The following is a 14,666-nucleotide window of genomic DNA, read 5'->3' as shown; positions in this document are numbered from 1 at the left end:
ATTAAGCAGTTTTAACCATTATGAATCTAAGCGCAGAATCTGCGGGGCTTGCCACAACGCCTTCGGCAAAGAGCAAACAAAAGTACAGTTTTAATAAACTCCAAAAGCGCCTTCGCCGCAATGTAGGAAAGGCTATCAGCGATTTTGGAATGATTGAGAATAACGACAAAGTGATGGTGTGTCTATCTGGTGGGAAAGACAGCTACACGATGCTCGATATTCTTATGTTTCTAAAGAAAATTGCGCCTATTCATTTTGATATTATTGCGGTAAACCTGGATCAAAAACAGCCAGGCTTTCCAGAACATATTCTTCCTGAGTATTTAGACACCATTGGTGTTGAATACAAAATAGTTGAAGAAGATACCTATTCTATCGTTAAAGATAAAATCCCTGAGGGAAAAACAACCTGTTCCCTCTGTTCACGATTGCGTCGAGGTATTTTATACCGCACAGCGAAAGAACTTGGTGCGACTAAAATCGCACTAGGCCATCACCGTGACGACATGCTAGAAACCTTCTTTTTAAATATGTTTCATGGTGGTAAGTTGAAATCAATGCCGCCTAAATTGGTCAGCGATAACGGCGAGCATATCGTTATTCGCCCGCTTGCATACTGTACTGAAAAAGATATCGAGAAATATTCTCAGATAGCTGCATTCCCGATTATTCCGTGTAATCTCTGCGGTTCTCAGGAAAACTTGCAGCGTCAGAATATCAAAAGCATGCTACAAGACTGGAACAAACGTTTTCCAGGGCGAATAGAGTCGATGTTTACAGCGCTTCAAAACGTGGCTCCCTCTCACTTGGTTGATAAGAACTTGCATGACTTTGCCTCGATAACCACACAAAACGGTCCCGTTGAAGATGGCGATATTGGCTTTGACACACCGTCGTTTAACCACGCGCCAGTCGTTGATGAAGCTATCGATGGCGACAGTATCCAAGTTGTAAATATAATGGAACCTAAATAAATGAAAATAGGCCTCGCTCTTGGTGCCGGTGCAGCACGTGGATGGACGCATATTGGTATTATTCAAGCGTTAGAAAAGCTTGGGATCAAGATAGACGTTGTTGCGGGCTGTTCTATTGGCGCTTATGTAGGTGCAGCTTACGCAAGCGGTAAGCTTGATGAGTTAAAAGAATGGTCGTGCTCATTATCAGAATGGCAAGTGTTGGCGCTGATGGGCGTAGGTCTTCGAAGAGGTGGCCTTGCCAGCGGTCAAAAAGTATTTGATAAACTGGCAACTGAATTCTGTGCCTCGACCTATGAAGAAATGGAAAAGCCTTTTGCGTCGGTGGCTACCGACCTGTATACCGGACGCGAAGTGATATTTAACGCTGGAGAGGTAGGTAACACTATTCAAGCGTCTTGTGCTATCCCCGCCCTTTTCACGCCTGTTGCATACGAAAACAGATGGCTAGTTGATGGCGCAGTGGTTAACCCTGTGCCCGTGAATTTATGTCGTCAGTTGGGCGCCGATTTTGTCATCGCGGTTAACCTCAATGCCGACTTTAGGCCGCTGCGCTTAGAAAAACTTCGTCAAGATCACGAAGAAAACCAGCGTAAGACAGAAGACTTTTTTACCAAAAGCCAGAACGTATTGCGTCAATGGTTCTCACCTGATAATAAGGCTGAGGGTGGAGAAGCTGAAAGCACGGAACTGGTAGATAATGCAACCGACATGGTCACTAAACCAATAAAGAGTAACCCGCCGGGCATAATGAGTGTGATGAGTAGCTCATTAGAGATTTTGCAGGCCCGCGTTACACGGTCTAGGCTTGCAGGCGATCCGCCGGATATATTAATTGAACCTCAGCTAACCGATGTCGGTATTATGGAATTTCATCGAGCGGAAGAGCTCTGCATCAAAGGTGAAGAAACCATCAACCGTTTAGCAGAGCAAATTCGTTATCAATTACTAACTTGAAGCGATAGCAGTAATTCGAAGTGGGGCGTGCGGCAGCGTGAGCGTTTTTCCTTCTTTAAGCCAGCGCTCTTCGATTCGCAGTACACCGTTAACGATGGATAACCCTTCTTGGGTACGGTAGTCTAGATTCTTGTCATCAAACTGAATCATAAGCCCTGTGACTGAAGGCATCATAAACGACAAGAAGCTCCCCATTTCATTAAAGAATGCTTCGTATTGCTCATATAAAAACTGAAGCTCTTCTTTTGTGTAAGACGCTTTCAAATACGTTGGCTGCGTCTCTAACTGAACTGACATATCGCAAACGTTCGCGCGCTCTTCCAACGAAATTTTCACGTAGGCATCAGCAAGTTTCAGTGCGCGCTCTAAAGGAACAGTAAAGCGTCCCTCATCTGTAACAGACAGCGCCATTGTCTTTTTGTCGGTAATGATATCGGCCGATTCAATAGCACACAAACGCCCTTCACCCACACGTAAAAAACCAAAAGCGAATTGAAGCGCTTGTGTGTCTTCATTATCAAGCTTTTTTACGTGGCTGTAAAAACGACTGTAAGCGACATCAATGGTTTCAGCTGCTACGCTGTTTAAAAATAACATACTCGATAGCAGTGCAATCTTGCGTATCATTCGCTCAAAAACTCCTCGTTATATTGGATCATTGCTTGTAATTCTTCTACATAAGCAGCGCCACGTTCAGAATAATTCATTAGCCCTTCTGCAAGTGCAGTACCGCTAATGGGTAATTGATTTGCGCGTAAACGACTTCGTATTTCTCGAAGCTCATTGTACGCATCGTGACGATTTAAGTTTCGCATGTAGGTATACGTTGCACGAGAGACATTATCGAATTTAGCCACTTCGTGTGATGCGCCGTCATTACGACGGCTTGGTACAAATCCGCAGCCTTTCGAAAAACACCATAACCCGAAAAAGTTATATCCTTTCCGTGCAAATCGACTGGTACCCCATGCTGATTCATTTGCCGCTTGAACTAACACCAACTCAACCGGTACAACATCAATTTTTTCTAATAGTGCAAGTAACGTATTATTCAATGAAAGTGAATCGTTTACGCGGTATTCCTTTACCAACCACGCGACTCTTTCGTTATCGTCTTCACTCAGCACTTCATCCCCTAATGACTGACGATAAAGCGTTTGAACATAATGTCGCAACGACAATAGGTATTGATTTTGCTTTTCAACTTCGGGGCGCAAATAATCAAAAAACGCTTTTTTCTTTGCTTTGGTATCGTTAAATGCCGTGAAATCGGGAACACCCTTTTTGGTTTGAACAGTTTCGGGTATATCGAGCACATCGGGCTCATCTTTCGTCAATATTAGCGCATTGATAACAATGACAGCTAATACACCAAGGGTGACTAATACTATTTTTAACGTTTCACGTTTATGCATCAAAAGTAGACTCGCTAGTCGTTACAGCGTCGTCCTTAGGTATACTATCTTCCCCTCCGAAGAGGTCGTTATAGAGTAACCCGAACACACTAAAGTAAAGTGGAAGCACCCATACTAATGATAAGCCAAACGTCAAAGGTGCGGTAAGAAACAGCAAGACGAAAACGGCAAAAACAGCAGTAAGTTTTCTCCAATACACATTGAATACTTTACAGGACAATATGAGTGCGCGAATAGGCGTCATCTGTTTGTCAGAAACCAGCATTAATGAAAAGATACTCGCCATCCACACATATACGCCAGGTACAATGAGTAAAACCAAACCGAGTTGAACAATAATAGAAATAATGAGCTGTGTGAGTGCTGTTACGAAAACAAGCGGTAAGTACTTAAACATAGAGAACACAGTGGTCGGCTCACGACGGGCTTGGGCTACGCCTACCATATAAAGGCCAGCCACGAGTGGAGAGAGAACAAACACTGCTGCTATTTCAATGAGAGATTGATGCTCGATAATGTAAGAGCCATCGGCGTTTATAGTGATAAAACTTTGTGCCACCACCCCTAGCATTACAAACATAAGGAAAAGTACGAATACACCTTGGAATAACGTCGAAAAATTTCCTTTGACGAGTTGATTCGCACGAATAAACACTGATTTCACATCAATATCACGCTCACCCGACAATGTGCTCTCGATTACGCTATCTTCAGGCTTTTCAGATTGACTATTATTCTCCACGCATTCCTCTATCACTGCGGGCTATTTCGGCATGATTATACAGCATTTCTTCACCTCACCCCAACGTGTACAAAAATTTAACCCACAACAAGCTTAACCGCTAAGCCAATAAGTAACACCCCCATGATACGATCAAGCCAATAGCCCTTTCGTCCAATGAGCTCAGCCACTTTACTGGTACTTAATAGATAGGATAAAAAGCAAAACCATAGACCGGTGGCTATCGCAAGGTACAAACCATATCCAAACTTCACGGAAAAAGGCGTGTTGATATCAATGATGGCAGTAAATAACGATACAAAGAATAATGTCGCTTTCGGATTTAGGCCATTGGTGAGAAAGCCCATCCATAACGCTTTCTTTGCACTAATGGTATTGTGCTCAGCACGCACTTGCTTGTCTTGGTTCACTGTATTACTGGCAGGATTGGCGTTTTCAGGACCGCTTCTTAGCGCCCCTACCGCAAGATATAGCAAATAAGCTGCGGCGATATAGCTTATGGTGGTAAACAACCACGGTGTGGTTGCGATCACAACACTTAACCCCACTAGCGAATAGGCCACATGTAAGAGAATGGCTGTACCAATTCCGATGCTGGTAAATATCGCGATGCGCCTACCGTACGCAATACTATTGCGCACCACAATGGCAAAGTCAGGTCCAGGGCTTGCCACCGCAACGAGGTGGACTAACGCAATTGTGATAAATTCATCAATATACAACATACTTACGCTAACCCTTCGCAATCCATCAGTATTTGTGACACTAACGTGGGTACAGTTTGTGATGCGACCCCTGTAATCGTTCTGTCAAACAGGCTATTAGTAGCACTTGGTACTAAATTAACTTCGATTGTGACGGCACCTGCGTCGCGGGCGTATTGAACAAACCCTGCAGCAGGATACACATTTCCTGAGGTACCAATCTCTATAAATATATCGGCATCAAGCAGCGCGGCTTCAATACTATCCATATGCATAGGCATTTCACCAAACCATACGATATCTGGGCGCAACGAGCCTTCGTTGCAACGCGGGCACGTTGTCGCACTACAAAAGTCTTCTTCCCAATACGATACTGTGTCACATTGTAAGCAACGGGCGGCGCGTAACGTACCGTGCATATGAATAACGTTTTGGCTACCGGCCTGTTCGTGTAGGTCATCAACATTCTGCGTGACCAAGGTTACATGTTCCGGCATTTTTTGCTGAAGTTCTGCCAAGGCAATGTGCCCTTGGTTTGGTACAACATAAGGCTCTGTGAGTTGCGCACGGCGTTGATTATAAAAACGATAAACCAGCTCGGGATTTCGAGAAAAACCTTCCGGTGTCGCTACCTCTTCAACACTGTGGTTTTCCCACAAGCCATTATTATCTCTAAATGTTTTAATCCCTGATTCTGCAGAGATCCCTGCCCCAGTTAGCACAACAATATTTGGTTTCGTAAACATATTTATTTTCTTATTTGTGTACGGTGAAAAAGTATCTTTGCCTAGTCTGATACTAGCGGGTGACGGGGAAACGGTTAACAGCGCCCCACTCTGACCAAGAGCCGTCATAAACTACGACGTTGTTAGCGCCACACAACAAGGCCGCAACACCAATAATACACGCGGTGATGCCCGAGCCACAGGAACACAAAATTGGACGGGATAGGTCAACCCCCGCCTCAGAAAACACCGCCGTTAACGCATCAATGCGTAGAAACGTATCAGCGTTTAAAAGTGATTGGTATGGAATGTTTATGGCCCCAGGCATATGGCCACTGCGAAGTCCTTCTCTTGGTTCTGGCACCTCCCCGTAAAAACGAGGGCTACTTCGCGCATCAATAATTTGAGTCTCTGATTGCAGCACCGAGAGTACATAGTCTGCGTTAACAAACCAATTTGCTTGGGCATTCGCATTATATTGTGCGAGCCGAGTTGGACGAGGTTCAGACAGCGGCAAGTTATGTCTGCTCCAGCCGGGCAAGCCGCCATCAAGTAATGATACATGCTCATGTCCCAATGCTTTTAACATCCACCATACCCGAGCACTGCAATAGACACCCCGGGTATCGTAAACCACTAATGGTGTTTTTTCCGTAATGCCGTTACGCGCCAAATAGCGAGATAGCGCGCCTATAGACGGTAACGTATGGGGGAATGTGGCATTGTGTTCGCTGCCTTCACCATCTAAATCAAAGTCAACAGAACCTGGAATAACAAACGCATCGCGTTTGTCTTGCTGCTTTGAAACAGGGTCGTTCATTAACGCCCTTACAGGAATGATGCGCGTAGACGTTAATGCATTAGAGAGCTGCGATGGTGAAATGAGTATTTGCATGAGCCTAAACCAGTTAGCCCGTCAACGACGGGCATAGGAGCAATATTAAAGGGCTAATAGTGATTAAAGGGCTGATAGCGCCGCCGAGTAATCTGGCTCGTCGGTAGTTTCAGCAACTTGCTGGGTATAGATAACAGTGCCGTCTGTGTCAATGACAACAACGCAGCGTGATAACAGACCTGTTAGCGGCGCACTAGAAAACGCTACTCCGTAATCTTCGCCGAATGTGCTTCGAAATGTTGAGCCAGTAAGTACATTGTTGATACCCTCAGCGCCACAAAAGCGACCAGCCGCGAACGGTAAATCGGCAGACACACAAATTACAGTGGTATTGTCTAATGTACTCGCCTCTTCATTAAATTTTCTTACCGAAGCTGCACATGTCCCCGTATCGATAGAAGGAAATATATTTAAAACAACACGCTTACCCGCTAAGTCGTCTAAAGATACTTCACCTAAATCAGCCTTTACCAATGTAAATTCAGGTGCTTTTTCACCCACAGTAGGAAGAGAGCCCACGGTAGAAACATCGTTACCTTGAAATGTTACTGTTGTCATGTCGTTTTCCTTTACAAATGTTACGTTAATACACGGTGTTAAATGATAGGTTATTCTTCTAACTGCGTTTTTGCAAATGCTAGCTTGTCAGATAAATGAGGTTTGCCTTTTAAGTATTGGTGACGAAATACACTGAAATACGTTGCGAGTTTCTTAGCTGCATGGTGGTAACCACCGAGCGTAAGTACACTAATTCCGACTTCCGCCGTACAATGTTGAAATGCATGGGTAGATTCCCGCAACAGATAATCAGATGCAATATCAGGATTAACCCCTAACACTGGAATATTGTCTAAGTACGGGCTTTTCCCAAACATTTTTCTGGCCTCTCGCCACGTACCGTCTAAGAAAATAAATAATAGCGTTTTATTTGCCATTAATGGTGGCGAGGAAATACATCGCTCTGGTGCGGCATACTCGTGTGGAAAGACTAATACGGGCTGATATTTATCGCTAGATAACAATGAAAGCAGTGCACTATCTGGCTGCGTTCTATGCCACAGAAATGCATGGTTATCTTCAACAACATCAGCAATTAAACGCCCCGTATTGGTCGGTTTATAATATTCACCCTTGTACATAATGAATGCGACCGCAACGCCTTTTTCTGGCGCTGGCTTAGCGTCACAAATACACGTATTGATTGGAAGGCGACACGCATCGCAGCGAACGACTTTGCTGCCTCGCGCGAAGAACGGTCGCTGCGCCTTAGCAAGTTCAGCATCTCTAAGTGCCATAACTGAGTTACACATGTTTACTGGACTCGGTATTGATGAGCGCGGTATTGAGGGGGTGTCGTCAAAAATGTGCGCTACGTTGAATTTATTATTATTTTACCACACGCTTTGTCTGTATCAGCGCATTATGTCATTGCATTTGACACCAAAGTGACCATAAAATAAACAAAAAACAGAAAAACACCATGAATCGCTATACGCTTAGGCACCTTTTAATTGTTACCGCTACTTTTCTTTATTTGATGCCCAGCGCCTACGGCGCCGAGACAACATGCGATCGACCTTTAATCGTTGGCTACAGTGGCGATTGGATCCCCTATTTCAGTAAAGCCGGAACGTCATATGGCGGCACAGACTTTCACTTGTTACGTCGCACGCTAGTACGAATGGGTTGCACCCTTAATGTATTACCTATGACAGAAGCCCGCAGTTTGATTGAACAGAAAAAGGGAACCTTCGATATCTCTATCGGTGCAAGCCTGACAAAAACACGACAACGAGACTTTATATATTCTAGCGCCTATCGAAGAGAGGCGATTGGATTATTAGTGCGCAATCACGGTGCATTGCCAGAGCGTTTAAGTTTAAAGTCGGTACTAGAACGCGATTACAAAATAGCGTTAAATAAAGCTGGCTATTTTGGTCCTAAAGTAGAGGTTGCGCGAAAAATTTTTAGCGATAACTTTCGTTACAGTTTCGACATCGCGTCTCGTTTAACAATGCTGCTTGATGGTGACGTCGATGCCGTAATAGATGATTATACCGCGCTGTGTATAGAACAAGAGCGGCTTATTCCTTCCAGCAATTTCATACTGTTAGATGAAACACTGCATGAAAGTGATATTTATTTTATCTTTTCAAAAATTACGACCAGCGAAGATTTCGTTGCGCGCTTTAACATTGCATTGGCACAAGAACGGTTAGTGAATGAGGGTAACGTAGCGTGTACCAATGGGTAAATAATCACTAAGCCTGATGTATTTGTGTGTATCGATGAGATTGTATAAATAAAGAAATGGTGCCCGGGGCCGGACTTGAACCGGCACGCTGTTACCAGCGAGGGATTTTAAATCCCTTGTGTCTACCAATTTCACCACCCGGGCATCGGGGTAACCTTTCGGTTGGGGTGTCAGGCGTAGATACCTGAAATTGCATTAAGCATTATGGAGGCGGAACCCGGAGTCGAACCGAGATCCACGGATTTGCAATCCGCTGCATAGCCATTCTGCCATTCCGCCTTAATACTAGACTTTGGAGCGGGAAACGAGATTCGAACTCGCGACCCCGACCTTGGCAAGGTCGTGCTCTACCAACTGAGCTATTCCCGCATATAAAGTCTTACATTTCGTTTCGTCGTTGCCGTCTCGAAATGTGCGGTGAATTCTACCTGTAACGCTGAAAGTGTCAATACGAAAAACAGTGAAATTTAAGGAAATTTAGTATTTTTCGGTTTGTTTGCGTTATTTTTATTCACTTTGTTTATTTGTCGATCACTGCTGTTTACTTAATGCACCGCTTAAATGTGGCCACGCCGCTTTGGTATAAACAATCATTGACCAAATTGACAGCACTGCTGCTACGTAAAGAAGAATATAACCCAACGAAACCCAATATATTGGAAAGCCCATAAAGGTTTCTAAGCCAGAAAGTAGCCCTATCAGTGCCAGCATTTGTGCTGTGGTTTTCGCTTTTCCTACAAAAGACACCTTAACGGTCTCTCTTACGCCACTTGACCCCATCCACTCCCGCAGTGCCGAAACATATATTTCGCGGACGAGTAACGCTATAGAAGGAAGCGTAATCCAAAGGTTAGCGTAGCTGTGCGTTATCATAAGTAGCGCTGTTCCAACGATAAGTTTATCGGCGACAGGGTCAAGAAACGCACCAAACGGCGTAGATTGCTCCAGCTTTCTTGCTAAATACCCATCAAACCAATCGGTGATAGCAGCAAGCCAGAAGATAAATGCACCAGCCTCATGGGCCCATCGCCAATCTAAAAAATAGACGACTACAAAAACAGGAATAAGAATTACCCTAAAAAGGGTAATTATGTTTGGAACAGTCCACATAGAGTTTTCTCGTTATCAGCCCTCTCGGGCTAGTTTAGCGCAGCGTTTTAAGCTTTCATTTTGTTAAAGACTACCGCAAATCGACAATAAATGCCCGTGATGACATAGTTTTAGTGATGTAAATGGTCGTAAATTGTATCAGCGAGTTCTTTACTAATACCTGGCACATTCGCGATTTCATCTTTACTCGCTTTTTTAAGGCCCTGTAATCCCCCCATATAGCTTAATAAACTTTGGCGACGTTTAGCGCCTATTCCAGGAATGTTTTCAAGTGTCGACGTAGTTTTTACTTTCTGGCGTCTCGCTCTGTGTCCTGTGATAGCAAATCGGTGAGATTCATCACGAATATGTTGAATTAAGTGTAAAGCCGGCGAATGACTGTCCATAGGCAATACTTCATGACTGCCCGCTAAAAATAGTGTCTCTAGCCCTGGTTTTCGCGTCGTCCCCTTTGCGACACCTAACAACATAGGCTTTTTATCATGAGGCCAGTCTTCAAAGAACGTTTCGGCCTGTGAAAGTTGCCCTTTACCGCCGTCAATCAATAACAGGTCGGGGATCTTTTGTACTTCTTTAACGGTTTTGTACCGTCGTTTTAACGCCTGTGCCATCGCAGCATAATCGTCACCAGGGGTAATACCCTCGATATTATATCGGCGATAGTCACTCTTAAGCGGCCCCTCTCTATTAAACACAACACACGACGCCACCGTTTGTTCGCCAGACGTGTGGCTAATATCGAAACACTCCATGCGTTGAATAGGCGCCTCAAGTTCCATTGCGTTCTCTAAATCGAGGTAGCGGGCAAATACGGATTTTTGTTGACTGTATTGAGCATCTAGTGCGTTTTCTGCATTCGATTGAGCAAGTTGTAAATAACGACGCTTTTCTTCTCTCGCGCCTTTAAAAAAGGTAACCTTATAACCCGCTTCGGTAGACAGTAGATCACCAATCGCCGCTTCATCTGATAGGCTTTCACCTAGCACAATTTGTTTAGGTATAACTTTATTGCCTGCAAGATAGAACTGTAAAAAGAACGATTCAAATACTTCTTGTTCATCGGCCGTACTTGGTACTTTGGGAAAGAACGACTTACTACCAAGCAGCTGACTATCACGAATAAACAAAACCTGAATACATGCCATATTACCTTTGAACGCAAAGCCAAAAATATCCATTTCATCTTGCGTACCTGACACCCACTGACGCTCTTGCACCTTTCTCAGCGCATTTATCTGGTCTCGGTAACGGGCAGCAGCCTCAAAGTTTAAGTCATCGCTCGCCACTTCCATTTTGTTCACTAACGTACCAATGACTTGCTGGTTTTTGCCTTTTAAAAACAGTCGCGCTAAATTTACCTGCTCTTTATATTCGTCGTCGGTCACAAACCCTTCAACGCACGGTGCACTGCAACGTTTCATTTGGTACTGCAAACAAGGGCGGCTTCTGGCACGGTAGTAATTGTCTTCGCATTGCCTTACCGGAAAAATACGCTGCATAGAGCGTAAACTCTCTCTAACAGACCATGCGCTAGGATAAGGCCCGAAGTACTCTCCTTTCTTTTTTTGCGGTCCACGATGAAATGAAAGTCTTGGATGCTCGTGATCAGATAAAAAGATAAATGGATAAGACTTATCATCTCGCATCACCACGTTATAGCGTGGCTTGTATTTTTTTATGAAGTTATTTTCGAGAAGAAATGCTTCGGTTTCGCTGTTAACAACCGTCACGTCCATATCGGCAATTTGGCTGACAAGTGAACGCGTTTTCGCGTTATCCACTTGCAAACGAAAATAGCTAGATACTCGCTTCTTTAAATTTTTCGCTTTACCCACATAGATAACCTCACCATCGGCGTTATACATGCGGTAAACGCCGGGCTTGTTGGTAAGGTTTTTGAGAAAATCAGCTGAATCAAATTCAGGCATAAGACACTACAACAAATTAGAGTCGATCAATTTATGCCGTAACGCCAGATGAGTCAGTTCTACATCGGTGGTAACACCAAGTTTTTCAAACATTCTGTAGCGGTAGGTATTGACCGTTTTCGCGTTAATACTCAATTCACTTGCAATATCAGGGACTCGCTGGCCTTTTGTAAGACGCATAGCGATACTTAATTCACGCGTAGACAACTCGGTAAACGGATTCTCTACCGATGGAGATAATTTTTCGATAGCAATGCTATGCGCAATTTCATTGCCCAAGTATTTCTGGCCAGCGACCACTTTACGTATCGCAATAATCACTTCATCAGGCTCTGCATCTTTGGTTAGAAAACCAAAAGCGCCCGCATTCATTACTTGCATCGGTATAGGGCTTTCTTTGTGCATCGATACACAAATTACCCTAGTATTTTCTGACATCCGCACAATGCGCTTGGTCGCTTCAAGGCCGCCTATCCCAGGCATATTGACATCCATAAGCACAACATCAGGTGCATCTTTTCTGCACAGTTGAACTGCATCCTCTCCGTTCTTTGCTTCAGCAACAATCGAAAAGTCTTTTACATCTTCAAGAATTCTACGGATCCCTGTTCTGACCAAATCGTGGTCATCTGCTAGGATTATTTTTATCACGCTAGTATCTCACTGACTACATAAACTCGCGGCAAAATGCCTGAAAAATGAAACGTTTTACCTTGTATAAAAGCAAACGTGAATAAGTATCATACCATGAGTTGATAGAAGGTGAACTACTGTTACTAAAGTTCTGTGTAGAACGTTAACAATAAACATTGGTTGCGCTACCGCCCTGCACTGGGCGATGCGCTACCAACCATCGTTGACGTTATAAAATACTATTATTAATACTGATAGATAAACGTTCGATACGGCCTAGTGAGGTAGCGTAAACCATAATGCAACCAATGGTCTCTTCGCGACCACCGATACGTGGTCACCATCCTCTGTGCCTACCGCATCACCCTCTTCTATCTCTACATCGTATTCGCTACTATCGCCAACGCGCACTGCCGCAGCGCCTTCTATAATGTGTAAATAGCCTGCGGTATCTGACGTATCGAAACGAAAACGTTCTCCTTCACTTAATTGCAATCGACTTATCGATGCATCCTGATTAATTGCAAGGGCGCCTTGCGAGCCATTACGATTAACCAGAGGTTCAAGTCCTTGCTTGTTCTCTACGGTTTTCTGAGCGTAAGAGGGGGAAAGCCCTTTTTGGCTAGGTAAGATCCATATCTGTAAAAAGCGCACAGGCGAATTCTTTGATGCATTGTATTCTGAATGCGTAATACCTGTGCCGGCACTCATTACCTGTACATCGCCTGAAGGGATAATATGGTGGTTCCCTGCACTGTCTTTGTGCTCTAATGCGCCGCTTATCACATAGGAGATAATTTCCATATCTCGATGACCGTGAGTATCAAACCCTCGTGCTGGCTGCACAACATCGTCGTTTATCACTCTTAGTACTGAAAACCCCATATGATTTGCATCATAGAAGTGCCCAAAAGAGAAGCTGTGGCGACTGTTCAACCACCCTAGGTTTACTTTTCCTCGCTCGTTAGCCTTGCGTAAATACATTACCATTACCCCCACTCTTATTCGCTATATCGCGTTCTATTACCCAACATCTTTAATAGAATTCATTATAACTCTTAATAAAAGGGATGAAATTGGTAAAAATAAAAGGATTTATTCTAATTAATAGAATAACCGTAACAGTGCGCTTTTAATAACGGTTGGATGACACGCAATTGATAGTCTGACAAAACCAGGGGCATGACAATGCGCGCCGTTCCCCACAATGACGCCTCTTCGACAACACGCTTCAAGAATATCTCCACTGAACAGCTGACGTAAATCAAGCCACAAGAAATAGGAAGCGCTATCGAGCGATATTGTATTCTCTTTTTTCATGAGCCCAAGCAATCGCTTCGCGTAAGCGCGATTGGTGCCAATACAGTCAACTATTTCGTGCTGCCAGCACCTATGGGAACGATAAGCCTCCTGCAAGGCTATCTTAGAAATAGGCGCGGCCTCTAGGTGTTCATTGTCTACCGCAGCTATGAACCTCGTTCGCAAAGAAGGGTTAGCAATGATAGCGTATGATGCACCGCCTATAGCGGCTAAATTAAAGGCTTTCGACGTACTGCAAAAGCTGATTACATTGCTATGCGCACAGTCGCCCACTCCGTACCCAAACAGCGGTACCGGAGGTAACCGGTTATCGTATTGATCAAAATGAAACTCTCGGTGAACTTCATCAGATATAACAAGGATATTGTGTCGCTTACACCGCGCCAAAAGCGCTGCCTGCGCCTTTGGTGAAAGTATGCTACCGGTAGGATTATTTGGATGGCATAAAACGAGTGCGCGCGCCTCGGTATCAAACCTATCAAGGTCGTCTATATCACTACATTCTGCGCTAAGAAACAGTGATACCGGCGTCATCTTATTTTGCGTTACGGCTGAGTACAAGGGTCCGTAGGTAGGTGAAACTACCATCACTTTATCCCCAGTCTCGCAAAAAGTACGTAACGCCAATGCAATACCAGCGACGACACTTGCAATATCCACGATGTACTCTGGTTTTATAATAGTGCCGTCACGTTTCAGATAATCAGTGATATCTCGTCTGATATCTATATCTTGATAGCCGAAATGACCGGCCATGAAAGAGGACACTGACGCAGCAAGTGACGACGGAGGCACGCAATCCATATCCGCAAGCCATAAACTATGCGAATAACTAGGTGCAGTCGCAAATCGTGTTTTTGCAACGCTGAATTTCAAACGACGTTGTTGTTCGCCAGAGTCAGGTAACACCGCACTATCAGGTTCGAAAAGCGAACTGCTTTTCGCTAATGCATCAGACATCTCTGTCTCAACGTTAGCAATAGCTTCTAATAATGCGGTATCTTTCATA

At 44.2% G+C, this 14,666-nt stretch carries 16 protein-coding genes and 3 tRNA genes; 3 read left to right on the top strand and 16 right to left on the bottom strand.

The annotated features are described in order from the left end of the window. Positions 1-20 precede the first annotated feature (20 nt). Both ttcA and rssA read left to right on the top strand, forming a co-directional pair. Positions 21-974: a tRNA 2-thiocytidine(32) synthetase TtcA gene (gene ttcA, locus ACOJRU_RS08675; protein WP_421134614.1), complete on the top strand. Its 954-nt coding sequence runs from the start codon at positions 21-23 to the stop codon at positions 972-974. Further along, positions 975-1,931: a patatin-like phospholipase RssA gene (rssA, locus tag ACOJRU_RS08670; protein ID WP_421134613.1), complete on the top strand. Its 957-nt coding sequence runs from the start codon at positions 975-977 to the stop codon at positions 1,929-1,931. Here the strand turns inward: rssA and ACOJRU_RS08665 are convergent. The 8 genes from ACOJRU_RS08665 to ACOJRU_RS08630 form a co-directional block, all read right to left on the bottom strand. Continuing rightward, positions 1,923-2,558 (bottom strand): DUF2987 domain-containing protein, encoded by a 636-nt coding sequence (locus ACOJRU_RS08665; protein ID WP_421134612.1) that lies wholly within the window; start codon positions 2,556-2,558, stop codon positions 1,923-1,925. The two genes, rssA and ACOJRU_RS08665, sit on opposite strands and share 9 nt — an antisense overlap. Further along, positions 2,555-3,346: a glucosaminidase domain-containing protein gene (locus ACOJRU_RS08660; RefSeq protein WP_421134611.1), complete on the bottom strand. Its 792-nt coding sequence runs from the start codon at positions 3,344-3,346 to the stop codon at positions 2,555-2,557. Before ACOJRU_RS08660 ends, ACOJRU_RS08665 begins: the two co-directional genes overlap by 4 nt. Continuing rightward, a complete protein-coding gene (locus tag ACOJRU_RS08655) occupies positions 3,339-4,088 on the bottom strand; it encodes a stress protein (protein WP_421134610.1) in 750 nt (249 codons plus the stop codon). Before ACOJRU_RS08655 ends, ACOJRU_RS08660 begins: the two co-directional genes overlap by 8 nt. Positions 4,089-4,165: 77 nt before the next feature. Beyond that, positions 4,166-4,813: a LysE family translocator gene (locus ACOJRU_RS08650; protein WP_421134609.1), complete on the bottom strand. Its 648-nt coding sequence runs from the start codon at positions 4,811-4,813 to the stop codon at positions 4,166-4,168. 2 nt (positions 4,814-4,815) lie between these two features. Next, entirely contained in the window at positions 4,816-5,538 is a 723-nt protein-coding gene (gene cobB / locus ACOJRU_RS08645; protein ID WP_421134608.1) for a Sir2 family NAD+-dependent deacetylase, read from the bottom strand. A gap of 52 nt (positions 5,539-5,590) precedes the next feature. Next, complete coding sequence (locus ACOJRU_RS08640; protein ID WP_421134607.1) at positions 5,591-6,412, bottom strand: sulfurtransferase; 822 nt, start codon at positions 6,410-6,412, stop codon at positions 5,591-5,593. A 63-nt stretch (positions 6,413-6,475) separates the two neighbouring features. Then, positions 6,476-6,970 (bottom strand): thiol peroxidase, encoded by a 495-nt coding sequence (tpx, locus tag ACOJRU_RS08635; protein ID WP_421134606.1) that lies wholly within the window; start codon positions 6,968-6,970, stop codon positions 6,476-6,478. 50 nt (positions 6,971-7,020) lie between these two features. Next, the gene (locus ACOJRU_RS08630; RefSeq protein ID WP_421134745.1) at positions 7,021-7,707 is read right to left on the bottom strand and encodes a tRNA-uridine aminocarboxypropyltransferase; all 687 of its coding nucleotides are present in this window, start codon (positions 7,705-7,707) and stop codon (positions 7,021-7,023) included. Positions 7,708-7,892: 185 nt separating this feature from the next. Here ACOJRU_RS08630 and ACOJRU_RS08625 point away from each other — a divergent pair, with 185 nt between their 5' ends. Next, the gene (locus ACOJRU_RS08625; RefSeq protein ID WP_421134605.1) at positions 7,893-8,666 is read left to right on the top strand and encodes a substrate-binding periplasmic protein; all 774 of its coding nucleotides are present in this window, start codon (positions 7,893-7,895) and stop codon (positions 8,664-8,666) included. A 57-nt stretch (positions 8,667-8,723) separates the two neighbouring features. Here the strand turns inward: ACOJRU_RS08625 and ACOJRU_RS08620 are convergent. The 8 genes from ACOJRU_RS08620 to ACOJRU_RS08585 all read right to left on the bottom strand — a co-directional run bounded on the left by ACOJRU_RS08620 (position 8,724) and on the right by ACOJRU_RS08585 (position 14,665). Continuing rightward, a tRNA-Leu gene (locus ACOJRU_RS08620) sits at positions 8,724-8,810 on the bottom strand. Positions 8,811-8,871: 61 nt separating this feature from the next. Then, positions 8,872-8,945 (bottom strand) — tRNA-Cys (locus ACOJRU_RS08615). A gap of 14 nt (positions 8,946-8,959) precedes the next feature. Next, positions 8,960-9,035 (bottom strand) — tRNA-Gly (locus ACOJRU_RS08610). 162 nt (positions 9,036-9,197) lie between these two features. Continuing rightward, complete coding sequence (gene pgsA / locus ACOJRU_RS08605) at positions 9,198-9,776, bottom strand: CDP-diacylglycerol--glycerol-3-phosphate 3-phosphatidyltransferase (protein ID WP_421134604.1); 579 nt, start codon at positions 9,774-9,776, stop codon at positions 9,198-9,200. 110 nt (positions 9,777-9,886) lie between these two features. Then, entirely contained in the window at positions 9,887-11,704 is a 1,818-nt protein-coding gene (uvrC, locus tag ACOJRU_RS08600; protein ID WP_421134603.1) for an excinuclease ABC subunit UvrC, read from the bottom strand. A gap of 6 nt (positions 11,705-11,710) precedes the next feature. Next, complete coding sequence (gene uvrY, locus ACOJRU_RS08595) at positions 11,711-12,355, bottom strand: UvrY/SirA/GacA family response regulator transcription factor (RefSeq protein WP_421134602.1); 645 nt, start codon at positions 12,353-12,355, stop codon at positions 11,711-11,713. Between the two features lie 258 nt (positions 12,356-12,613). Beyond that, positions 12,614-13,327, bottom strand: coding sequence for a pirin family protein (locus tag ACOJRU_RS08590; protein WP_421134601.1), 714 nt, complete (start codon positions 13,325-13,327; stop codon positions 12,614-12,616). A gap of 114 nt (positions 13,328-13,441) precedes the next feature. Next, positions 13,442-14,665, bottom strand: coding sequence for an aminotransferase class I/II-fold pyridoxal phosphate-dependent enzyme (locus tag ACOJRU_RS08585; protein WP_421134600.1), 1,224 nt, complete (start codon positions 14,663-14,665; stop codon positions 13,442-13,444). Position 14,666: the final 1 nt, after the last annotated feature.

Origin of the sequence: Alteromonas algae, from assembly GCF_049117195.1 — a bacterium.
Classification (GTDB): Bacteria; Pseudomonadota; Gammaproteobacteria; order Enterobacterales; family Alteromonadaceae; genus Alteromonas.
This window is presented reverse-complemented; position numbering and strand designations above follow the sequence as displayed.

Coding starts and splice junctions, on each gene's coding strand:
- ttcA (WP_421134614.1), top strand. CDS start 21: ATGAATCTAAGCGCAGAATCTGCGGGGCTTGCCACAACGCCTTCGGCA.
- rssA (WP_421134613.1), top strand. CDS start 975: ATGAAAATAGGCCTCGCTCTTGGTGCCGGTGCAGCACGTGGATGGACG.
- ACOJRU_RS08665 (WP_421134612.1), bottom strand. CDS start 2,558: ATGATACGCAAGATTGCACTGCTATCGAGTATGTTATTTTTAAACAGC.
- ACOJRU_RS08660 (WP_421134611.1), bottom strand. CDS start 3,346: ATGCATAAACGTGAAACGTTAAAAATAGTATTAGTCACCCTTGGTGTA.
- ACOJRU_RS08650 (WP_421134609.1), bottom strand. CDS start 4,813: ATGTTGTATATTGATGAATTTATCACAATTGCGTTAGTCCACCTCGTT.
- cobB (WP_421134608.1), bottom strand. CDS start 5,538: ATGTTTACGAAACCAAATATTGTTGTGCTAACTGGGGCAGGGATCTCT.
- ACOJRU_RS08640 (WP_421134607.1), bottom strand. CDS start 6,412: ATGCAAATACTCATTTCACCATCGCAGCTCTCTAATGCATTAACGTCT.
- tpx (WP_421134606.1), bottom strand. CDS start 6,970: ATGACAACAGTAACATTTCAAGGTAACGATGTTTCTACCGTGGGCTCT.
- ACOJRU_RS08630 (WP_421134745.1), bottom strand. CDS start 7,707: ATGGCACTTAGAGATGCTGAACTTGCTAAGGCGCAGCGACCGTTCTTC.
- ACOJRU_RS08625 (WP_421134605.1), top strand. CDS start 7,893: ATGAATCGCTATACGCTTAGGCACCTTTTAATTGTTACCGCTACTTTT.
- pgsA (WP_421134604.1), bottom strand. CDS start 9,776: ATGTGGACTGTTCCAAACATAATTACCCTTTTTAGGGTAATTCTTATT.
- uvrC (WP_421134603.1), bottom strand. CDS start 11,704: ATGCCTGAATTTGATTCAGCTGATTTTCTCAAAAACCTTACCAACAAG.
- ACOJRU_RS08590 (WP_421134601.1), bottom strand. CDS start 13,327: ATGGTAATGTATTTACGCAAGGCTAACGAGCGAGGAAAAGTAAACCTA.
- ACOJRU_RS08585 (WP_421134600.1), bottom strand. CDS start 14,665: ATGAAAGATACCGCATTATTAGAAGCTATTGCTAACGTTGAGACAGAG.